Origin of the sequence: Streptomyces longwoodensis (assembly GCF_001514125.1) — a bacterium.
Classification (GTDB): Bacteria; Actinomycetota; Actinomycetes; order Streptomycetales; family Streptomycetaceae; genus Streptomyces; species Streptomyces longwoodensis.
In genome coordinates, this window is the sequence record NZ_KQ948552.1 from 391824 (window position 1) to 411142 (window position 19319).

Consider the following 19319-nt stretch of genomic DNA (forward strand, 5'->3'; position numbering starts at 1 on the left):
ATGGCGCAGGTGAGCCTGCTGGACGTCGCCAGCGCCCTGCCGGAACAGCGGGTGGGCCGGGAGTACTTCGAGCGGTACTCCCGGCCGGACGACCCCCTGCTGCGCAACCCCATGTTCCGCGCACCCGAGTACCGCCGCTACGCCTCGCGGGAGGAGACCGGTGCGGACCTGATGGAACGGGCCGCGACGGCGCTGCGGGAGCGGCACGGCGCCGACGCGCTGGCCGGTGTCGACGTCCTGGTGACCCACAACGCCCTGCCGGACGTGCCCTTCCTGGGCTCGGGCGCCGAGCTGGCGCGTCGCCTGCGCTGCCGCCCCGACCACATCATCGACCTGCACAACGGTCACTGCGCGGTCTTCCCGTACATGCTCGGCGTCGCCCGGTCCCTGCTGGCGTCCGGCGAGGGCCGCACGGCGCTGCTGTGCACCGCGCAGACCGCGGGGAAGATCTTCACCCAGCCCGGGGTGCGGCAGTCGGCGCACGCCTCGGTGCCCGGTGACGGCGCGGCGGCGGCTCTGCTGACCGTCGGCGGTGAGCGCCCGGTCCTGGGCACCCGGGTGCACCACCACCCCGAGTACGCGCCCGACGTCGGCCTCAGGCTCGACGACGGGCGGCTCTACTGGGAGCCCGGCACCTCCGAGATGGACGTGGCCTTCGACAACCTCAAGGCCCAGAACATCATCGAACGCGGCAGCAAGATCGTCCCCGAGGTGGTGGCCGACCTGTGCCGGGAGGTCGGGTCGTCCCCCGGGGACATCGGACTGCTGGTCACCAACCAGCCCAACCGGCTGCTGCTGCGGAACTGGTCACGGGACCTGGGCCTCGACCCCGCACGCCACTACGACACGTTCGACTCCTACGGGAACCTCTTCGGCGCCGGCATTCCGGTCAGCCTCGACCACGCCGTGCGCGACGGAGCCGTCCCGGACGGCGCCCTGGTGGTGCTGGCGGGCTTCGCCGGCGCGGGGGAGATGGCCTCCGCGGCGGCGATCCGCTGGGGCAGCCGACCGTGACACCGCCGACACCGCCGTACTCAGCCCCGTTCTCCCCCGCCCCTGCCACAGGAGGGCAGCGATGCCACAGCACGACACCCGGCCGGAGCCGGACCACCAGCGAGTCGAGGACACCGTCCTGGACCTGCTGGCCGAGATCCTCTACGTGGAGCGCGACACCGTGCGCTCCGACACCGAGTTCACCGCACAGGGGCTGGACTCGATCCTCGCCGTCGAGTACCTCGCCCAGGTCCACGAGGCGCTCGGGGTGAAGGTCACGCTCGAAGAGCTGCACGACCTCGGCACCCCCGGCGCCCTGGCCGCACGCGTGCGGCAGGCACCGGCCGGCACCGGCGCGGGCCACGGGCCGCACCGAGAAGGCCGGGAAGGCGCCGTATGACCAGGGACCAGGTGTCCGCCGTCGTCCGCGAGAACATCCTGGCCGTGCGGCCGGACCTGGACCCGTCCGAGATCCGCGAGGACCGCACCATGGAGGAACTGGGCTGCAGCTCGCTCGACCGCCTGGACGTGGTGGTCGGCTGCCTGGACGCCTGCGACCTGGACCTGCGGGCCGAGCGCTTGGACGGCGTGACGGGCATCGGCGGCCTCGTGGACGCCCTGCTGGCGGGTGCGGTGAGGCGTCCATGACCGCACCGCACGCCGCGGAGCCGGCCGTGGGCATCGAGGCGGTGGGCGGCTACTTCGGGGACGCCTTCGTCGACGCCGGCGACCTCTTCGACGCCCGCGGCCTGGACCGCTCCCGGCTGGCCAACCTGGGCATGGTCCGGCGGGCGGCCCCGCTCCCGGGCGAGGACGTGGTCACCCTCGCCGCGACAGCCGCCCGGCCGGTCGTGGACGCCATGAGCGTGTCCGAGCGCGCGGGCCTGCGCGCCCTCGTCGTGGCCACCGAGTCGTCCTTCGACCTGTCCAAGTCGACCGGCACCTACCTCCACCGGCTGCTCGACCTGCCCCGCACCTGCCGCATCTTCGAGGTCAAGCAGGCCTGCTACGGCGGGGTGGCCGCGCTCCAGACCGCCGTGGCGCTGGTGCGCGCCGACCCCGCGAGCCGGGTCCTGGTCGTCGCCGCCGACCTCTCCCTGCCCGAACGCGGCACGTACATGGAGCCGAGCCAGGGCCTGGGCGCGGTGGCCGCGCTGGTGGGCGCCCGGCCGGGGATCCTGGAGGTCGACCACGTAGGCGCCGGCGCCTACAGCTACGAGATCGCCGACTTCGCCCGGCCGCGCCACGACGTGGACGTGGTGGACACCGACCTGTCGCTGATGTCCTACCTGGACTGCCTCCTGGGCTCGTTCACCGACCACGCGGCCCGCCGCGCGGGAGCGGACTTCGCCACCTCCTACGACCTGCTGGCCATGCACACCCCCTTCCCCGGCATGGTCCGCGGCGCCCATCGCAACGCCATGCGCAAGCTGGCCTCCCGCACCGGGCCCGCGGTGCAGGAGGACTTCGAACGCCGCGTCGCCCCCTCACTGCGCCTGCCCGAGCAGGTGGGCAACGTGTATTCCGCCACCACCCTGCTGGCGGTGCTGAGCGCCGTCGCCCACGCGCCGCACGACGAGGGCGCCGAACTCGGCGTGTTCAGCTACGGCTCGGGGTGCTCGTCGGAGTTCTTCGCGGGCCGGATGCCCGCCGGGGCCCGGCGGCGGGTCGCCGCGGCGGGGCTGGAGGAACAGCTCACGGCGCGCCACCGGCTGACGGTCGCGGAGTACGACGCCCTGACCGCGCAGGCCGCCACCACGATGTTCGCCGTCCCCGACGCCGTCGTCGACCCCGGGCGCCGCTTCGTCCGGGGGGCGGCCGACCGGCCACGCGCCGTGCTCGTCGGCGTCGAGGGCTACCGCCGGGAGTACGCATGGTTCCCCCAGCGGTGACGCCCGGCGCGCGGGACCCGCTCCCGGGCCCGGTGGACCTGCGCATCGAGGGCGCCTGCGCGCGGCTGCGGCTGACCGCGCCCGAGCGGCGCAACGCGCTGGACGCCGCCACGGTCGAGGCCCTGCACACCGCCCTGCGCACCGCCGAACGGACACCCGGCTGCCGCGCCGCGGTCCTCTCGGCGTCCGGGCCGGTGTTCTGCTCGGGCCTCGATCCGGCCGTCGTGACGGCGGACGCCGCGCAGTGGGCCACCGTCGGCGACCGGATGTGGGAGCTGCTGACCGCGCTGGCGACCGGGCCGCTGGTGACCGCCGCCGTCGTGACGGGCCGGGTCACGGGCGGGGGCGTCGGACTGGTCAGCGCCTGCGACCTCGTCTTCGCGGGCCCCGACGCGTCGTTCCGTCTCACCGAGGCGCTCCTGGGCCTCGTCCCCGCCACCGTCCTGCCCTTCCTCACCGCCCGCATGGGAGAGCGCGCCGCCTTCCGCGCCGCCCTGCTGGCGGAGGAGATCGACTCCACCGCCGCCGGTGAACTGGGGCTCGCGGACACCGTCGGGGACCTGCCCGAGCAGGACGTGCGGCGGCTGCTGCTGGCCCTGCGCAGGGCTCCGCGGCCCGGTGCCGTCGCCGAGTTGAAGCGGTGCAGGGACCTGCTGCGCGGCACGCCCGAGGGCTACCCCGGGTACGCCCGCGGGCTGCTCGCCGACTCGCTCGCCGACCCCTTGGTGCGCGCCCGGGTGGCGGCACTGCGCGAGGAGGGACTGCTGCCATGAGCGACACCCAGCCCACCGGGCACGCCCGGTCGTCCACCCCCTCCGCCGGGCCGGTGACGGCGGAGCGGACCGGGCCGGTCGCCCTGGTCACGGTGTGCGACCCCGAGCGGCGCAACGCCATGACCCCTGCCCTCGTCGCCGCGCTGGGCGAGGTCCTGGAGCGCGTCACGGCCGACCCCGCCGTCCGCGTCGTGGTGGCCGCGGGCCTGCCCGACGTCTTCTCCTCGGGCGCCGCCCGGGACTACCTGATGGACCAGGACCGCGGAGAACTGGAGCCGTTCGTGCGGGCCTTCGCCCGGTGCCCGCTGCCGGTGGTCGCGGCCATGCGCGGCCACGCCCTGGGCGGAGGGCTGACGCAGGGCCTCTACGCGGACGTGCCGGTGCTCAGCGAACGGTCCGTCTACGCCGCCAACTTCCTCAACTACGGCCTGGTCCCCGAGTACGGGACCACCTGGCTGCTGCCGGCCCGGCTCGGGCACGCACTGGGCGCCGAGATGCTGTGGACCGCGCGGGGCTACCGGGGGGCCGAACTGCGCCGCCGGTCCGCACCCGTCCAGGTCGTCCCGCACGAGCAGGTCCTGCCACGGTCCCTGGAGATCGCCGAACGCATCGCCCGGGCACCGCGCCGGTCCCTGGAGTTGCTCAAGGGCCAGCTGGCCACCCAGCTGCTCGCCGCCGGGGACGCGGCGGTGGAGGTGGAGCTCGGCCCCCACCTGGAGGCCTGGAACTCGCCCGACCTGCGCCGTCTGGTCGCCGACCGGTACGGGCGCCCCGAGGAGGTATGGCCGTGAACGACGCCCCGACCCGGGCCACCCCGCAGCCCGCACCGCGCGACCCCGTGGCCGTCATCGGCATGGCGTGCCGCGTACCCGGCGGCGACGGCCCGGAGGACCTGTGGCGGACGCTGTGCGCCGGGGACGGGATGATCGGTGAGGTCCCGGCCGACCGCCTGACCGGGTACGACCGTGAGGTCGCCGGTCCGGCCGGCCTGCGCGCCGCCGTGCTGGAGGACGTCGACGCGTTCGACGCGGACTTCTTCGGCATCGGACGTCGCATGGCGGTGTGGATGGACCCCCAGCAGCGTCTGCTGCTGGAGACGAGCTGGCAGGCGCTGGAGAGCGCGGGGATCGCGCCCGGCTCGTTGCGCGGCCAGGAGGTCGGCGTCTTCGTCGGCTGCGCCACGAGCGACTTCCGCGACCGCATGCTGATCACGGGAACGCTCGACCGCTACTCGGCCGTCGGCACCATCCAGTCCTATCTGGCCAACCGGATCTCCCACCACTACGACCTGCGGGGCCCCAGCGTCACCGTGGACACCGCCTGCTCCAGTGGTCTCACCGCGGTGGCGGCGGCTGTCTCGGGGCTGCGCGCGGGCGACTTCGACACCGCTCTGGCCGGTGCGTCGAACGTGTGCGTCGCCGGCTGGATGCCCGCCGCCATGGCCTACATGGGGGCGCTGTCGCCCTCGGGTTCGTGCAGTCCGTTCTCGCCGGGGGCCGACGGTTACGTACGCGGCGAGGGCGCGCTCTGCTTCGTCCTGCGACGCCTGGACGACGCCCTGCGCGACGGCGACCCGGTCATGGCGGTGATCGTCGGGTCCGCCACCAACCACGACGGGCGCGCGGGGGGCCTGACCCGGACCGACGCGGATTCACAGACCCGGCTGCTGCGGCGGACGCTGTCCCAGGCCGGACTGTCCCCCCGCACGATCGGCTATCTGGAGGCGCACGCCCCCGGCACCAGCGCGGACGGCCTGGAGATCGACGCGCTGCGCGCCCTGCTGCACCCCGAAGCCGACGGCCGCGCCGGGCCGCTGGGCGGACCGGACGGCCGCCTGTGGATCGGGTCGGTGAAGGCCGCGGTCGGCCACCTGGAGGGCGCCGCGGGCGCGGTCGGGCTGGCCGAGGCCGTGCTCGTCCTGGTCAACGGCGCCATCCCCGGCGCGAGGGGCCTGCTGAGCCTGGACCCCGGCCTGGAGGCGGAACGCCTCCCGCCGCGACCGGAGCCCGTGCCCTGGCCGCGCGACCCCGCCCGGCCGCGGCGGGCAGCGGTCAGTTCCTTCGGCATCGGCGGCTCCAACGCCCACCTGGTACTGGAGGAGCCGCCCGCCGCGGCCCGCGAGTCCGGTGGCGGCCGGTGGACGCGGGGCCCGCTCGCCGTACCGCTGAGCGCCGCCGACGAGGAGTCGCTGCGCCGACAGGCCGCCCGGCTCGGTGAGCACCTGTCCACCCCGGCCGCCGGCACCGAGTTGGCCCCCCTCGCCTGGACCTTGCAGTCGGGGCGTGACCACCTGGCGTGCCGCGCCCTGCTGTACGCCCGCGACCTGCCCGGACTGCGGTCGGCACTGGCCGACCTGGCCCGCGGCGGCCCGCCCCGCGGACCGGCCGGACCGGCGCACCCGGCCGACGCGGCTGAAGGGACGGTGCAGGCCGGCCGCGCCTGGCTGGAGGGTGCTCCCGTGGCCTGGGCGGACCTGTGGGAACGGCCGCCCTCCCGGCGGGTCCGGCTGCCCGGGTACGCCTTCCGGCGGGTGCCGCTGGGCTTCGCCCCCGTACCGCGCCCGCTCCCCGCGCACCGGAGGACGGGATGACCGACGGCGGTCGCACGGAGGCGGTGGTGACCGGCGCGGGTGTGCTGCACGCCCTTGCCGACGACCTGGCGGGTTTCGCCGCCGCGCTGCGGGCGGGGCGCAGCGCCGTCCGGGCCGCCGGCGAACGGGGGGAGCCCGGGGCACCGGACGGCGCGCCGCCTGCCGGTGCCCGGCTGGACCACTTCTCGCTCGCGGACTGGGCCGCGCGCCTGCTCCCGGACGATCCGGGAACCGTCGCGCGGTTGCGGGGCGTCGCGGGCCGGGCGGCCCTCCCGGCGCGGACGGCGGCGTGTGCCGCGCTCGCGGCCGTCCGCGACGCCGGGCTGCGGGCGTCCGACCTCGACGGCGCCGCGCTGATCGTGGCGGGCAACAACCTGGCACTGTCCCACCAGGCCGAAGCGGTCCGGACGTTCGCCACCCGGCCGGGGCGGCTGCGCCCGTCGTACGCGCTGACCCACATGGACACCGACACGGTCGGCGTGGTCAGCGAGGTCACCGGCGTCAACGGCGAGGGCTGGACGGCCGGCGCGGCCTCCGCGAGCGGGACCGTCGCCGTCATCCTCGGCAGCCGGCTGGTGCGCTCCGGGGAGGCCCCGGTCTGTCTGGTCGTCGCCCCCGCCACCGAGCTCTCGGCAGTGGAGCTGCGCGCCTTCCGGGACAGCGGCGCCATGGCCGACACCGACGGGGCCGCGGAGCCCTGGCGGCTGTGCCGTCCCTTCGACCGGCGGCGACGGGGCTTCGTCTACGGGCAGGGCGCCGCCGCGGTCGTCCTGGAGAGCGCGCAGCACGCCGGTCGGCGCGGTGCGCGCGTTCGGGCCCGGGTCGCCGGGCACGGCCAGCGCCTCGACGGCCGCCGGGGTACCGCCCCCGACGCGCTGGGCCAGGCGGCGGCCCTGCGGGCGGCGCTCGCGCACGCGGGCGTCGCACCGCGGGACGTCGACTACGTGAACGCCCACGGCACCGGCTCCGTGGCCGGGGACGCGGCCGAGGCGCGCGCCCTGCTGGACGTCTTCGGCCCCGACCGCCACGCGCTGGTCAACTCCACCAAGCCGCTGCTGGGTCACTGCCTGACCTCGGCGGGACTGCTGGAGCTGGTGGCCACGCTGCTGCAGATGCGGGAGGGCTTCCGCCACGGCAACCCCAACACCGAACAGCCGCTGGAGGAGGGGCTGCCCCTGGTGGGACGGACCGCCGTCCCCGGAGCGGTACGCACCGCGCTGTGCCACAGCGTCGCCTTCAGCGGGATCAACGCGGCGGTCGTCCTGCGCAGTTGACCCGTTCCCTCGTGCGCGGTGCAGGCCTTCCGGGAACTCCCGGGAGGCCGGCGCCGTCTCATCGCGTACCAGAAAGTGGGACGCCTGTTGGTACGGAGCCCCCGCTCCTGTACAAATGTGCCTCATGAATCCCGAGCCCCTCGTGCGACGCCTGGTCATCGACCTGTGCCGACGCCCGGGCTCGTGTTGTCGCTGATCCCAGCCCTCTCCCCTGCGCGCCCTGCCGTGCGGTGACGCCACCCGCACCAGGACGTCCCCCTTCCCTGTCCTGACCCGGGGCCACCCGCCCCGTGGTCGGTCGACCGCTGCCGCGCGCCGTCGACGTCCCCTGGAGAACCCGCTGTGTCCACGACCCCGTCCCTGGCGAAGCCCGCCGATCCCGCCGACGCCCCGCCGCCCGGCCGCCGCCCGCCCCGGCACCGCGTCCTCCCGCGGGTGCGTCATGTCGCGCTGCCGCTGGGCTCGTTGCTGCTGTTCCTCGTCCTGTGGCAGGTGCTCGCCGCGAGCCACACCTGGAGCGAGACGCTGGTCCCGCCGCCCGCCAAGGTGTGGGACGCGTTCGTCGACGTGTCCACCACGCACGACGGCGTCCGGGGCTACAACGGCACCACCCTCGTCGAGCACCTGGGCATCAGCCTGCGCCGCATCGCCCTCGGCGCCGGCCTCGGCATCCTGGCCGGGGTGGTGTTCGGGCTGCTCATGGGCACCGTGGGCTGGCTGCGCTCGCTGTTCGAGCCGTGGATCACCTTCCTGCGGACGCTGCCGCCCCTGGCGTACTTCTCGCTGCTCATCATCTGGCTGGGGATCGACGAGGAGCCGAAGGTGACGCTGCTCGCGGTGGCGGCGTTCCCGCCCGTGGCCGTGTCCACCACGACCGCCGTCGCGGCGGTGCCAAAGGCCCTCGTCGAGGCCGCCCGCGCGCTCGGTGCGTCGCGGTGGGACACCGTCCGGGACGTCGTGGTGCCGTCCGCCCTGCCCGAGACGCTCACCGGGGTCCGGCTCGCCGTGGGCGTGGCCTACTCCTCCCTGGTCGCCGCGGAGTTGGTGAACGGTCTGCCGGGCATCGGCGGCATGGTCAAGGACGCGGCCAACTACAACAACACCCCCGTGGTGCTGGTCGGCATCATCGCCATCGGCGTCTCCGGGCTCGTCATCGACGGCCTGCTGCTGCGGCTGGAACGCGTGGCCGTGCCGTGGCGCGGCCGCACCTGAGCCCCGCGCTCCCCTCCCTCCCCCCTTGCCCCGCCCTCCCCCCTTGCACCTCCTTCTCCCCTCGCACCGTCTGCCCGCATACAGAAACGGCTCCGTCATGTCTCCTGCCTCCCGCGGTCCGTCCCGCCGTCTCCTCCTCGCCGGTGCCCTGGCCGCCGTGTCCGCGGCCGTCACCGGCTGCTCCTCCGACAGCGAGGCGGCGTCGTCCGGCGGCTCCAAGCGGCTGCGCATCGGCTACTTCGCCTTCCCCAGCGGCGACTTGATCGTGAAGAACAGGAAGCTGCTGGAGAAGGCGCTGCCCGACCACAAGATCTCCTGGATCAAGTTCGACTCCGGCGCCAGCGTCAACCAGGCGTTCCTCGGCAAGTCCCTGGACATCGCCGCGCTGGGTTCCAGCCCGTTCGCCCGCGGGGTGTCGGGGAGTTCGCCCATCCCGTACAAGGTCGCATGGATCCTGGACGTCGCCGGCGAGAACGAGGCGCTGGTGGCGCGCAAAAAGACCGGCATCACCGACGTCGCCGGGCTGCGGGGCAAGAAGATCGCGACCCCCTTCGCCTCCACCTCGCACTACAGCCTCCTGGCGGCGCTGGAGTCGGCCGGTCTGAAGCCGTCCGACGTGCAGTTGATCGACCTCCAGCCGCAGCCGATCCTGGCCGCCTGGCAGCGCGGGGACATCGACGCCGCGTACGTGTGGCTGCCGACCCTGGACGAGCTGCGCGCGACCGGCACCCAGCTCACCAGCAGCAAGGAGATCGGCGCGGCGGGCAAGCCGACCCTTGACCTGGCCGTCGTGTCCGACGAGCTGATCGCCCGCGACCCGGCGGCCATCGACGCCTGGCGCAAGGCGGAGGCCGAGGCGCTGCGGCTGCTGAAGTCCGACCCGGACGGCTCGGTGAAGGCCGTCGCGGCCGAACTGGGCATCAGCGCCGAGGACGCCGCGGCGCAGCTGAAGCAGGGGGTGTTCCTCACCCCGGAGCAGGTCGTGTCCGCCGACTGGCTGGGCACGGAGGGCAGTCCGGGCAAGCTGCTCACCTACGTGTCCGACACCGCCGCGTTCCTGGCCGAGCAGAAGCAGATCGACGCGGCACCGTCGCAGGACGCCGTCCGCAAGGCGTTCTACTCGAAGGGGCTGTCCGATGTCCTCCAGTGAGGTCACTGCGGCCGCCGGGGCCGCCGCGGAGGTGGACACCTCGGCCGCCGGTTCCGTCCGCATCGAGCACGTCACCCACCGGTACGGGCGCGGCGGCGAGGAGTTCACCGCCGTCGGCCCGGTCGACCTGAGCGTCCCGGCGGGCGAGTTCCTGGTGCTGGTGGGCGCGTCGGGCTGCGGCAAGAGCACGTTGCTGCGGCTGATCGCCGGCTTCGAGCGGCCCACACAGGGTGCGGTGCGCGTCTCCGGCACCGAGCCGCGCCCCGGCGAGGCGGCCGGTGTCGTGTTCCAGACGCCCCGGCTGTTCCCGTGGCGGACGGTGCGGGGCAACATCGACCTGGCGCTGCGGTACGCGGGCGTCAGCCGCTCCCAATGGCCCGAGCGGCGCGCGGAGTTGCTGGCCCGGGTCGGCCTGGAGGGCACCGAGCGGCGCCGCGTCTGGGAGATCTCCGGCGGCCAGCAGCAACGCGTCGCCATCGCCCGGGCCCTCGCCGCCGAGAACCCCCTCCTGCTGCTGGACGAGCCGTTCGCGGCGCTCGACGCGCTGACCCGGGAACGGCTCCAGGAGGACGTGCGCCGGGTGACCCGGCGGACCGGACGGACCGCGGTGTTCGTGACGCACTCGGCGGACGAGGCGGTGTTCCTCGGCTCCCGCATCGTCGTGCTGACCAAGGGCCCCGGCACCGTCGCCCTGGACCTGCCCATCGGCCTGCCGCGGGACGACGTGGACGCCGAAGAACTGCGCGGCTCGCGGGAGTTCGCGGAGCTGCGCGCCCAGGTCTCGCACGCCGTGAAGGCCGCCGCGGCGGCCTGACCAGAGAAACGCCGTACAGAGAAGGGAAACACACAGGTGAGCATCCTCAGCGAACGGCCGGCCCCGGCCACCCTCCCGGTCACCGCGCTCGGCCCGCACTTCGGCGCCGAGGTCCACGGCGTCGACCTCGCCCGCCTCGACGACGCCGAGGTCCTCGCCCTGCGCGAGGCACTCGTGGCGTACAAGGTGCTGTTCGTCCGCGACCAGCACGGCCTCGACGACGCCGCGCAGATCGAGTTCGGCCGGCGCCTCGGCGAGGTCACCGTCGGCCATCCGGTCCACGACTCCGGTGACGTGGCGCCCGAGGTGTACGCGCTGGACAGCCAGGACAACGGGTTCGCCGACGTGTGGCACACCGACGTGACGTTCGTCCAGCGGCCGCCGGCGATCTCCGTGTTGCGCGCTGTGGTGCTGCCGCCCCACGGCGGCGACACCAACTGGGCGGACAGCCAGCTCGCCTACGCGTCGCTGTCGCCGGGGCTGCGGGCGTACGTCGACACGCTCACCGCCGTCCACGACGGCAGCCGCGAGTTCGGCTACTACCTCGCCCAGCGGCGCCAGGGCCGCGGGAACGTGTGGGAGGGCGAGGTGTTCACCGCACTGACCCCGGTGGAGCACCCCGTGGTCCGGGTCCACCCCGAGAGCGGCCGCAAGGGCCTGTTCGTGAACCCCGGCTTCACCTCGCACATCGTGGGCGTCTCGGAGTACGAGAGCCGCGGACTCCTCGACATCCTCTACGCCCACCTCACCAAGCCCGAGCACGTCGTACGGCACCGCTGGCGGCCGGGGGACGTCGCGCTGTGGGACAACCGCAGCACGGCGCACTACGCCAACCGGGACTACGGCGACCAGCACCGCGTCATGCACCGCATCACGCTGCGCGGGGACACACCGGTCGGACCCACCCCGGCCTCCGCCTGACGGACTTGCCCCTGACGTGCGGGGCACCCCCGCCGTCCGTCACCCGTGCTGCAAAGGGCGCCGCCGGTCCTACACCCCCACCGCGACCTCCGGCGCCCCCGGCTGCCCGGGCTGTCCCGGCTGCGACTGCTCGAACTGCGCCCGGTACAGCTCCGCGTAGCGGCCGCCGGCCGTCAACAGCTCCTCGTGGGTGCCCTGTTCGACGATGCGGCCGGCCTCCACGACCAGGATGCGGTCGGCCGAGCGCACCGTGGACAGGCGGTGGGCGATGACGACGGCGGTGCGGTCCGCCAGGGCCTCGGTCAGCGCCTCCTGCACGGCCGCCTCGGAGGTGTTGTCGAGGTGCGCGGTGGCCTCGTCGAGGACGACCACGCGCTGGCGGGCCAGCAGCAGCCGGGCGATGGTCATGCGCTGGCGTTCCCCGCCGGACAGCCGGTAGCCGCGCTCGCCCACGACGGTGTCGAGGCCGTCGGGCAGCGCGCGGACGAGGTCCTCGAGGCGGGCCCGGCGCAGCGCGTCCCACAGGTCGGCCTCGACGTCGGCCGCCCCGCCCCCGTCGTCCGGGCGGGCCATCACCAGGTTGGCCCGGACCGTGTCGTGGAAGAGGTGGCCGTCCTGCGTGACCATGCCGACCGTGGCGCGCAGCGAGCGCGCGGTGAGGTCGCGGACGTCGACGCCGCCGATGCGGACGGCGCCGGAGTCGACGTCGTACAGGCGCGGCAGGAGCTGGGCGACGGTGGACTTGCCGGCGCCGGAGGAGCCGACGAGGGCGATGGTCTGCCCGGGTTCGGCGCGGAAGGAGATGCCGTGCAGGACCTCCTCGCCGCCGCGGGTGTCGAGGGAGGCGACCTCCTCCAGGGAGGCGAGGGAGACGCGGTCGGCGGACGGGTAGGCGAAGCGGACGTCGTCGAACTCGACGGCGACCGGGCCGTCCGGCACGTCACGGGCGTCCGGCTTCTCCTCGATGAGCGGCTCGAGGTCGAGGACCTCGAAGACCCGCTCGAAGCTGACCAGGGCGCTCATCACCTCCACGCGCGCCCCGGCGAGCGCGGTGAGCGGCGCGTACAGCCGGGTCAGCAGCAGGGCGAGCGCCACCACCGCGCCCGGCTCCAGGGCGCCGTGCAGGGCGAGCCGGCCGCCGAGGCCGTAGACGAGGGCGAGGGCCAGGGCGGAGACGAGGGTGAGGGAGGTGAGGAACACCGACTGGGCGGTGGCCGTGCGGACGCCGATGTCCCGTACGCGTGCGGCGCGGGCGGCGAACTCGACGGACTCCTGCTCGGGCCGGCCGAACAGCTTGACCAGGGTGGCACCGGGCGCGGAGAACCGCTCGGTCATCCGGGTGCCCATCGCGGCGTTCAGCGTGGCCGCCTCGCGCTGCATGCGGGCCATGCGGCCGCCCATCCGGCGGGCGGGCACCACGAACACCGGCAGCAGGACCAGCGCGAGCAGCGTGACCTGCCAGGACAGGGTGAGCATCACGGCCAGGGTGAGCACCAGCGTCACGATGTTCCCGACCACGCCGGACAGGGTGTTGCTGAAGGCGCGTTGGGCGCCGATCACGTCGTTGTTGAGCCGGGAGACCAGCGCGCCCGTACGGGTACGTGTGAAGAACGCGACCGGCATGCGCTGCACATGATCGAACACAGCCGTCCGCAGGTCGAGGATGAGTCCCTCGCCGAGCGTCGCCGACAGCCTGCGCCCGAGGATGCCGAGCCCCGCCTCCAGCAGCGCGATCAGCGCGATGAGCAGGGCCAGCCCGACGACCGTGCGCTCCTCCCCCCGCGACACGATCGCGTCGACGACCCGCCCGGCCAGCACGGGCGTGGCCACGGCGAGCAGCGCGGTCACCGTCCCCAGCAGGACGAAGACCGCGATGCGGCGGCGGTGCGGGCGGGCGAAGGCGCCGATGCGGCGCAGTGTCGCGCGGTCGAAGGGGCGGCGGTCCTGCTGGGCGTTGAGGACGCTGTGCAGCTGCATCCACGCGGTGGTCTCCATGCTCATGTGCAGGACGGTAGGACCTCGACCGTCCTTGAGGTCAAGGCGCGGTCGGTGCCCGTCCGTAAGCCGCAGTCCGTGATCCCGCCACCCGGTGTTGGCGCGGCGGGGAGAACCTTCCGTGGTGTGACCGCGGTAATCCTCCCCGAAGGGCCCCGTCCCCCGGGCCCGCTCCGCTCCCCCGTCCGGTCCGCGCGCCTCCCCCGTGCGCGGTACCTCCCCGTGCGGCAGGTCCGGCACGTGCTGTGCCTGCTGCCGGTCCTGCTGGTCGCCGTCGTCGCGGTGCGCCACCGCTCGGTCCTCGCCGAGGGCCTCGCGCAGCTGCGCTCGGCCGAGTGGCCCTGGCTGCTGGGTGCCGTCGGCGCGACCTGTCTGACCTGGGTGGCGGCGGCCGTCACCCGACAGGGCGCCGTGGTGCAACGGCTGCCCGGACGACGCCTGCTGGCCGTGCAGTTCGCGGCGGGCGCGGCCAACCACCTGCTGCCGACCGGGCTCGGCGCGAGCGCGGTCAACCTGCGTTTCATGGCCCTGTGCGGGGTGCCACTGGCCCGCTCGTCGGCGGCGCTCGCGCTGTACCTGCTGGCGGAGGCCGTGGCGCGGCTGGGCCTGCTGGCCGGGCTGCTGCTGGCCTTCCCGCACGCCCTGCGGCCGGGCACGCTGGTGCCGTCCGGCGCGGTGGGTCCGCTGCTGGCCGGGCTGGCCGGTGCCGTGCTCCTCGCGGGGCTCGCGCTGCTCCTCGTACGACGGCTGCGCGCGGCCGTGTGCGGTTTCCTGCGCACGGCGCTCGGCGAGGCCCGTTCGGTGCACGCCCGTCCGGCGCGGGCGCTGGCGTTGTGGGGCGGGTCGCTGGCGTTCCCGGCGCTCCAGGCGGCCGGTCTGGTGCTGGTGGGGCGGGCGCTGGGGCTGCCGGTGCCGGCCGGGCACCTGGCGCTGGCGTACCTGGCGGCGACCGCGGCGGTCGCGCTGGTGCCCACGCCGGGCGGGATCGGCTCGGTGGAGGCCGCGCTGGTCGTGGCCCTGGTGGCGGCCGGCGGGGCGGTGCCGGCCGCGACGGCGGTGGTCCTCGCGTACCGGATCATCACGGTCTGGCTGCCGCTGGTGCCCGGCGCGCTGACGCTGGGCGCGCTGGTGCGGTGGAAGGTGATCTGACCGGCCGGGCGCGGGAGGGGCACGACGGCGGTCGTCCCGGGCCTTCGCCCCCTCCCCGCCCCGGCGGCGGCCGGCCGCCGGGGGTCAGCAGCCGTCGATCCCGCAGGCGTTGCCCGGGGCGGCGGGCGAGGCGGCCTGTTCCTCGAGGACGGCCTTGCGCAGCCGGGCCGCGTCGGGCACCCCTTCGATGCGGTACCGCTCGTTGACGATGATCGTGGGGACGACCGAGATGGTGTACGCCTCCGCAGTGCGCAGTGCCTCCTCGTGGGCCTTCCGGTACGTCCCCTCGGTCAGGGCCCGGGCGTAGTCGTCGGCGTCCAGACCGAGTTCGGCGGCGATGCCGGTGAGCACCTCCAGCCGGCCGATGTCCTGGTTCTCCTGGAAGAACGCCCTGAGCATCCGCGGGGTGTACTCGGCCGCCCTGCCGTGTTCGGCGGCGTACTGGTACCCCTCGAAGGCGAGCCGGGTGTACGGCTGCGGCGAGACGGTGGGGAGGGTGATGTCGACCCCCATCCGCCGGGCCATGGGGTAGACCGAACGCTCCCACACGGTGGGCAGGTAGGGGTCCTCGGGGCGCAGCGTCGGCTTGGGGTGGGGCCTGAGTTCGTACGGCATCCACTGCACGTCGACGTCCAGGTCGTGCGTGGCCTCGTGCAGCGGCCCCTCGGCGAGCATGCAGTACGGACAGACGTAGTCGGACCAGACCTTGACGCTGATCCGGCCGGTGGTCACCTGGTTCATCCGAGCCTCCTGTTGACCGAGCGGTACTCATCGAACGGCTCGACCGCTCCCGGCACGTCGAGGTGGGTCACTTCCACCGGCCAGTCGGCCGGGTCCTTCGCGAAGATCGAGTACGAGCTCGCGTAGTCGAAGCCGTACTCGGCGGCCGTCCCGCGGTCGACCGCGTACACGATCCTGCTGACACCGAAGTGGAGCGAGGCCATGTAGCACAGGGCGCACGGCTCTCCGGACGCGATCAGGGTGGCTCCGGCGGTCGCCCACACCCCTCGTTCGGCCGTGGCCCGGCGCAGCGCGACGACCTCGGCGTGGGCCGTGGGGTCGTTGTCCTCGCGGACGCGGTTGAACCCGCTGGCCAGGATCTGCCCGTGGTTGACGACGAGCCCGGAGAAGGGGATGCCGCCGCGGGCGACGTGCTCCCTGCTGATTCTCACCGCTTCACGGACATAGTCGGCCAGTCGGCTCTCGGTGGGTGTCATGGCTTCATCCCTGTCGGAGGACGGCGGGGCGGAGCGGGGGGCGTCGGCCGGAGGTCACCGCCGACGGGGCGGCCGGTCCCGGCCGGGATGGCACTCCCCCGCTCATCGCCCGTTGATTGCTTGTACTGACAACTTATTGCTCCGATGGAGAACTCGGAGGGAACAAAAAGACCGGGACAGAAGATTGCATGAACATGTATCTTGTTGTCAACGCTGCTCGGGAGGAGCCAGAACCCGGTATGACGACCATCCCCCAGGCGCCCACGGCGTCCTCTGACCAGGCCATGTGGAGCAGGGTGCTGACCCTGCACGCTCACGTCGAACGACAGCTCACCCAGACGCTGCAGCGCAAGCACGGTATCGGTCTGTCCGAATACCGCGCCCTTGAGTGCCTGGCCCAGGCCGCCGACGGAGAACTCCGCATGCAGGACCTGGCGGACAAGGTGGGTCTCGGCCAGAGTTCGGTCACGCGCCTGGTGGCGCGCCTGAACACGGCCGGTTTCACCTTCCGCGACCTGTGTCCCGACGACAAGCGGGGCGTCTACGCGGTGATCACCGACGAAGGCCGGCAACGCTACGCCGCCGCCCGCGGCACGTACGGCGACGTCCTGAGCGCCGCCCTGAACGCCGCGGGGGCCGTCCCGGAGCTCACGCGCACGGTGCAGGCCCTCCGTAGCGGGGGCTGAGCCAAAGACCCGTTCACGCCCCCGTGGGGGCCGAGCCAGGAGCCGCCCGCCCCGCGGGCGGCTCTTCGGCGTTGTACGGGCGCCGCGGCGCAAGACTCCGCGCCGCCCGCCACACTCGAGGTAGAGCCTCACTTGAGCCTTGGAAGTGCGGGCCGCAGCCAATGTCCACCTTCGAATGAATTGTTCGCGAACTCCCACCCCCATTTCAGCGTGAAGTGAAATCCATCACACACGTCTTCGCAAGTACATGCTTGACTCTGCATGCACTCACGCTACGGTGAATGACCGAACGACTACGGGGGATGGTCGGAGCCGGCTCTCTCTGGTAGGCCGTGGCGCTCCGGACGACGTTCCCCGGTGCGCTCTGCGCCGTCACCCCCGAACGCACTCTTCCAGTCCGATTCGGGACGAACGAGGGGAACCATGCCATCCTTACGTCTCTGCGACGCGCTGGCCGGGCACGCCCGACAGCGGCCCGAAGCCGTCGCCCTGGTGTGGGGCGGACGGCGCACGACCTACCGCCGTCTCGCGGACCTGGCCGACGAGCTCGCCTCGGCCCTGGACCGCCTGGACCTCGACCGGCGTCGTCCGCTGTGCGTACCGGCGCACAAGACGCCGGAGACGATCGCCCTGCTCATCGCGGCCTTCCGGTCGGGGCACACCGTGCTCACCCCGTCGCCCGGGCTGGGTGCCGCGGTCCTGGGGACGCTCACGGCGCAGGCCAGGTGCTCCGCGGTCCTCACCGTCGACGACCGGGGAGCGCTGCACCACGACGACGTCCCGCAGGACGAGGCGGCCGCGGACGGTTTCGACACCGTCGATCCCTCCGTCTCCCGCCTGCTGCTCACCACTTCCGGGTCGACCGGAACGCCCAAGATCGTGCCGGTGGCGGCGGACGCGTTCGACCGCTTCGCCGCCTGGGCCGGCTCGCACTTCCACCTCACCGAGCAGGACGCGCTGCTCAGTTACGCCCCGCTCAACTTCGACCTGTCCCTGCTCGACGTCTGGACCGGCCTTCGGCTCGGCGCCACCGTCGTGCTCGTCGAGGAGGACTCGAGCACCGACGCCCGCCACCTGCGGGAGCTGGTCACGGCGCACGGAATCACCTTCGTGCAGGGCGTCCCCATGCTGCACCGGCTGCTCACCGGGGACGACGCCCGGTACCCGGGTGTGCGTACGGTCGTCCTCACCGGCGACACCGTGCCGCGTCCGCTGCTGACCCGGCTCGGCGCGGCCTTCCCCGGCGCCCGCTTCCACAACGTGTTCGGCTGCACCGAGACCAACGACAGCTTCGTCCACGAGGTCGACCCCGGGGCGGCCGGGGAGAGGACGCCGATCGGCCGCCCGCTGCCCGGCGTGCGCGCCCTGGTCCTCGACGACGAGGGACAGGTGCTGGACGGACCCGGTACGGGTGAGCTGTACGTGTCGACCCCGTTCCAGACCGCGGGCTACCTGGAACGCCGGCGCAACGAGGGGGTGTTCGTGCCCGCCCCCGACGGCAGCGAAGGGGTGTTCTACCGCACCGGCGACGTCGTCTCCCGGGACGCCGAGGGGCTGCACTGGCTGGAAGGGCGGACCGACTTCCAGGTCAAGGTCCGCGGGGTGCGGACCAACGTGCAGGAGGTGGAGAACGTCCTGGCCGCCCACCCGGACGTCGCCGAGGCCGCCGTGGTGGCCCTGCCCGACCCCGAGGCCGGCTACCGGCTGCACGCCCAGGTGACCCGGCGGCCCGGCACCGCGCTCACCTCCCTGCGCCTGCGCACCCACGGCGCCGCGCACCTCCCCCGGCACGCCCTCCCCTCCTCGGTCCAGGTGGGCGACACACCCCTGCCGCGCACCGCGACCGGCAAACCCGACCGCAACCTCATCAAGGCACTGCGCCAGAAGGGACACCACGCATGAGCACGCTCGTGGACGAGATCCGCAGCTACGTCGTCACCGAATTCCTCGACGGCGAGGACACCTCCGACCTGACGCCCGACTTCGACCTCATCGCGAACGGCGTCGTCGACAGCCTCGGTCTGGTCCGGGTCGTCTCGCACCTCTCCCGCGCCTACGCGATCCCGGTCGACGACATCCCGCTGAAGCCGGAGCACTTCCGCAGCATCGCCGCCATCGCCGGCTTCGTGGAGAGCGCGCGCCCCGCTGTCGTCTGACCCCCGCCCGATCCCACGGAACGCATCCCGCGGATGCGCTCCGCACACACCCGAAGGAGTTCAGTCATGATCGTTCGCAGTCTCAGTGACGTCGTTCCCGTCGAGTGGGGCAACGGCACCAGCCACCGCCTTCTGACCGAGGCCGACGGCATGGGCTTCACCGTCTGCGAGACGCTGGTCCGCAAGGGCACGACGAGCTCGCTGCAGTACCGGCGCCACCTGGAGGCCTGCTACTGCACGGGGGGTTCCGGCGAGGTGGTCACCGCGGACGGAACGCGCTTCAAGATAACGGAGGGCACCATCTACGCCCTCGACCAGAACGACGCGCACCACCTCGTGGCCTCCGACTACGAGGACCTGAGACTCGTGTCGGTCTTCAGCCCGGCCCTGCGCGGGGACGAGAAGCACACGCTGACGGCGGACGGCTTCTCCCAGTACTGAGTCCCGTCATCACCGGGGCCCGTGCCGCCACGGGCCCCGGTGCTCCCCCGCACCGC

At 73.8% G+C, this 19319-nt stretch carries 20 protein-coding genes; 17 read left to right on the forward strand and 3 right to left on the reverse strand.

What is annotated here, in order from left to right; translation table 11 throughout:
* The 12 genes from AQJ30_RS13975 to AQJ30_RS14030 all read left to right on the forward strand — a co-directional run bounded on the left by AQJ30_RS13975 (position 1) and on the right by AQJ30_RS14030 (position 11619).
* On the forward strand, positions 1–1014 hold the full coding sequence (locus tag AQJ30_RS13975) for a 3-oxoacyl-ACP synthase III family protein (protein WP_067233251.1): 1014 nt from the start codon (positions 1–3) through the stop codon (positions 1012–1014).
* Between the two features lie 61 nt (positions 1015–1075).
* Complete coding sequence (locus AQJ30_RS13980) at positions 1076–1393, forward strand: acyl carrier protein (RefSeq protein WP_067233253.1); 318 nt, start codon at positions 1076–1078, stop codon at positions 1391–1393.
* Positions 1390–1641 carry an acyl carrier protein gene (locus AQJ30_RS13985; RefSeq protein ID WP_067233255.1) on the forward strand — a complete coding sequence of 84 codons (252 nt, stop codon included), beginning with the start codon at positions 1390–1392 and terminating at the stop codon, positions 1639–1641. Before AQJ30_RS13980 ends, AQJ30_RS13985 begins: the two co-directional genes overlap by 4 nt.
* The gene (locus AQJ30_RS13990; RefSeq protein ID WP_067233257.1) at positions 1638–2885 is read left to right on the forward strand and encodes a hydroxymethylglutaryl-CoA synthase family protein; all 1248 of its coding nucleotides are present in this window, start codon (positions 1638–1640) and stop codon (positions 2883–2885) included. Before AQJ30_RS13985 ends, AQJ30_RS13990 begins: the two co-directional genes overlap by 4 nt.
* Positions 2867–3658 (forward strand): enoyl-CoA hydratase/isomerase family protein, encoded by a 792-nt coding sequence (locus AQJ30_RS13995; protein ID WP_067233259.1) that lies wholly within the window; start codon positions 2867–2869, stop codon positions 3656–3658. The genes AQJ30_RS13990 and AQJ30_RS13995 overlap by 19 nt, the downstream gene beginning before the upstream one ends.
* Entirely contained in the window at positions 3655–4449 is a 795-nt protein-coding gene (locus tag AQJ30_RS14000) for a polyketide synthase (protein ID WP_067233261.1), read from the forward strand. Before AQJ30_RS13995 ends, AQJ30_RS14000 begins: the two co-directional genes overlap by 4 nt.
* The gene (locus AQJ30_RS14005; protein ID WP_211278978.1) at positions 4446–6248 is read left to right on the forward strand and encodes a polyketide synthase; all 1803 of its coding nucleotides are present in this window, start codon (positions 4446–4448) and stop codon (positions 6246–6248) included. The genes AQJ30_RS14000 and AQJ30_RS14005 overlap by 4 nt, the downstream gene beginning before the upstream one ends.
* A complete protein-coding gene (locus tag AQJ30_RS14010) occupies positions 6245–7522 on the forward strand; it encodes a beta-ketoacyl synthase N-terminal-like domain-containing protein (protein ID WP_067233264.1) in 1278 nt (425 codons plus the stop codon). The genes AQJ30_RS14005 and AQJ30_RS14010 overlap by 4 nt, the downstream gene beginning before the upstream one ends.
* Positions 7523–7864: 342 nt before the next feature.
* The gene (locus tag AQJ30_RS14015; protein WP_211278979.1) at positions 7865–8734 is read left to right on the forward strand and encodes an ABC transporter permease; all 870 of its coding nucleotides are present in this window, start codon (positions 7865–7867) and stop codon (positions 8732–8734) included.
* Between the two features lie 97 nt (positions 8735–8831).
* Positions 8832–9884 (forward strand): taurine ABC transporter substrate-binding protein, encoded by a 1053-nt coding sequence (locus tag AQJ30_RS14020; protein ID WP_067233267.1) that lies wholly within the window; start codon positions 8832–8834, stop codon positions 9882–9884.
* Entirely contained in the window at positions 9871–10698 is an 828-nt protein-coding gene (locus tag AQJ30_RS14025; protein WP_067233269.1) for an ABC transporter ATP-binding protein, read from the forward strand. Before AQJ30_RS14020 ends, AQJ30_RS14025 begins: the two co-directional genes overlap by 14 nt.
* A gap of 36 nt (positions 10699–10734) precedes the next feature.
* Positions 10735–11619, forward strand: a complete 885-nt coding sequence (locus AQJ30_RS14030; RefSeq protein ID WP_067233271.1) for a TauD/TfdA dioxygenase family protein — start codon at positions 10735–10737, stop codon at positions 11617–11619.
* Between the two features lie 69 nt (positions 11620–11688).
* Here the strand turns inward: AQJ30_RS14030 and AQJ30_RS14035 are convergent, their stop codons facing one another.
* Positions 11689–13614 (reverse strand): ABC transporter ATP-binding protein, encoded by a 1926-nt coding sequence (locus AQJ30_RS14035; protein ID WP_067233590.1) that lies wholly within the window; start codon positions 13612–13614, stop codon positions 11689–11691.
* A 222-nt stretch (positions 13615–13836) separates the two neighbouring features.
* Between AQJ30_RS14035 and AQJ30_RS14040 the strand changes: the two genes are divergently transcribed.
* Entirely contained in the window at positions 13837–14763 is a 927-nt protein-coding gene (locus AQJ30_RS14040; RefSeq protein WP_245726917.1) for a lysylphosphatidylglycerol synthase transmembrane domain-containing protein, read from the forward strand.
* An 84-nt stretch (positions 14764–14847) separates the two neighbouring features.
* Here the strand turns inward: AQJ30_RS14040 and AQJ30_RS14045 are convergent, their stop codons facing one another.
* Both AQJ30_RS14045 and AQJ30_RS14050 read right to left on the reverse strand, forming a co-directional pair.
* On the reverse strand, positions 14848–15504 hold the full coding sequence (locus AQJ30_RS14045) for a DsbA family oxidoreductase (RefSeq protein ID WP_067233272.1): 657 nt from the start codon (positions 15502–15504) through the stop codon (positions 14848–14850).
* Positions 15501–15980, reverse strand: a complete 480-nt coding sequence (locus AQJ30_RS14050) for a nucleoside deaminase (RefSeq protein ID WP_067233274.1) — start codon at positions 15978–15980, stop codon at positions 15501–15503. Before AQJ30_RS14050 ends, AQJ30_RS14045 begins: the two co-directional genes overlap by 4 nt.
* A gap of 239 nt (positions 15981–16219) precedes the next feature.
* On the opposite strand from AQJ30_RS14050, the gene AQJ30_RS14055 reads away from it, so the two are divergent.
* From AQJ30_RS14055 to AQJ30_RS14070, 4 genes are all read left to right on the forward strand, one after another.
* Positions 16220–16666 carry a MarR family winged helix-turn-helix transcriptional regulator gene (locus AQJ30_RS14055; RefSeq protein WP_067233276.1) on the forward strand — a complete coding sequence of 149 codons (447 nt, stop codon included), beginning with the start codon at positions 16220–16222 and terminating at the stop codon, positions 16664–16666.
* Between the two features lie 423 nt (positions 16667–17089).
* Entirely contained in the window at positions 17090–18568 is a 1479-nt protein-coding gene (locus tag AQJ30_RS14060) for an AMP-binding protein (protein ID WP_067233277.1), read from the forward strand.
* Entirely contained in the window at positions 18565–18822 is a 258-nt protein-coding gene (locus AQJ30_RS14065; RefSeq protein ID WP_067233279.1) for an acyl carrier protein, read from the forward strand. The genes AQJ30_RS14060 and AQJ30_RS14065 overlap by 4 nt, the downstream gene beginning before the upstream one ends.
* 66 nt (positions 18823–18888) lie before the next feature.
* On the forward strand, positions 18889–19263 hold the full coding sequence (locus AQJ30_RS14070; RefSeq protein ID WP_067233281.1) for an ectoine synthase: 375 nt from the start codon (positions 18889–18891) through the stop codon (positions 19261–19263).
* Positions 19264–19319: the final 56 nt, after the last annotated feature.

What these genes read in the sequence shown, in the direction of transcription:
- AQJ30_RS14025 (WP_067233269.1), top strand. Translation starts at nt 9,871, where the DNA reads ATGTCCTCCAGTGAGGTCACTGCGGCCGCCGGGGCCGCCGCGGAGGTG.
- AQJ30_RS14055 (WP_067233276.1), top strand. Translation starts at nt 16,220, where the DNA reads ATGACGACCATCCCCCAGGCGCCCACGGCGTCCTCTGACCAGGCCATG.
- AQJ30_RS14020 (WP_067233267.1), top strand. Translation starts at nt 8,832, where the DNA reads ATGTCTCCTGCCTCCCGCGGTCCGTCCCGCCGTCTCCTCCTCGCCGGT.
- AQJ30_RS13980 (WP_067233253.1), top strand. Translation starts at nt 1,076, where the DNA reads ATGCCACAGCACGACACCCGGCCGGAGCCGGACCACCAGCGAGTCGAG.
- AQJ30_RS14060 (WP_067233277.1), top strand. Translation starts at nt 17,090, where the DNA reads ATGCCATCCTTACGTCTCTGCGACGCGCTGGCCGGGCACGCCCGACAG.
- AQJ30_RS14000 (WP_067233261.1), top strand. Translation starts at nt 3,655, where the DNA reads ATGAGCGACACCCAGCCCACCGGGCACGCCCGGTCGTCCACCCCCTCC.
- AQJ30_RS14045 (WP_067233272.1), bottom strand. Translation starts at nt 15,504, where the DNA reads ATGAACCAGGTGACCACCGGCCGGATCAGCGTCAAGGTCTGGTCCGAC.
- AQJ30_RS14035 (WP_067233590.1), bottom strand. Translation starts at nt 13,614, where the DNA reads ATGGAGACCACCGCGTGGATGCAGCTGCACAGCGTCCTCAACGCCCAG.
- AQJ30_RS13990 (WP_067233257.1), top strand. Translation starts at nt 1,638, where the DNA reads ATGACCGCACCGCACGCCGCGGAGCCGGCCGTGGGCATCGAGGCGGTG.
- AQJ30_RS14070 (WP_067233281.1), top strand. Translation starts at nt 18,889, where the DNA reads ATGATCGTTCGCAGTCTCAGTGACGTCGTTCCCGTCGAGTGGGGCAAC.
- AQJ30_RS13975 (WP_067233251.1), top strand. Translation starts at nt 1, where the DNA reads ATGGCGCAGGTGAGCCTGCTGGACGTCGCCAGCGCCCTGCCGGAACAG.
- AQJ30_RS13985 (WP_067233255.1), top strand. Translation starts at nt 1,390, where the DNA reads ATGACCAGGGACCAGGTGTCCGCCGTCGTCCGCGAGAACATCCTGGCC.
- AQJ30_RS13995 (WP_067233259.1), top strand. Translation starts at nt 2,867, where the DNA reads ATGGTTCCCCCAGCGGTGACGCCCGGCGCGCGGGACCCGCTCCCGGGC.
- AQJ30_RS14065 (WP_067233279.1), top strand. Translation starts at nt 18,565, where the DNA reads ATGAGCACGCTCGTGGACGAGATCCGCAGCTACGTCGTCACCGAATTC.
- AQJ30_RS14010 (WP_067233264.1), top strand. Translation starts at nt 6,245, where the DNA reads ATGACCGACGGCGGTCGCACGGAGGCGGTGGTGACCGGCGCGGGTGTG.
- AQJ30_RS14050 (WP_067233274.1), bottom strand. Translation starts at nt 15,980, where the DNA reads ATGACACCCACCGAGAGCCGACTGGCCGACTATGTCCGTGAAGCGGTG.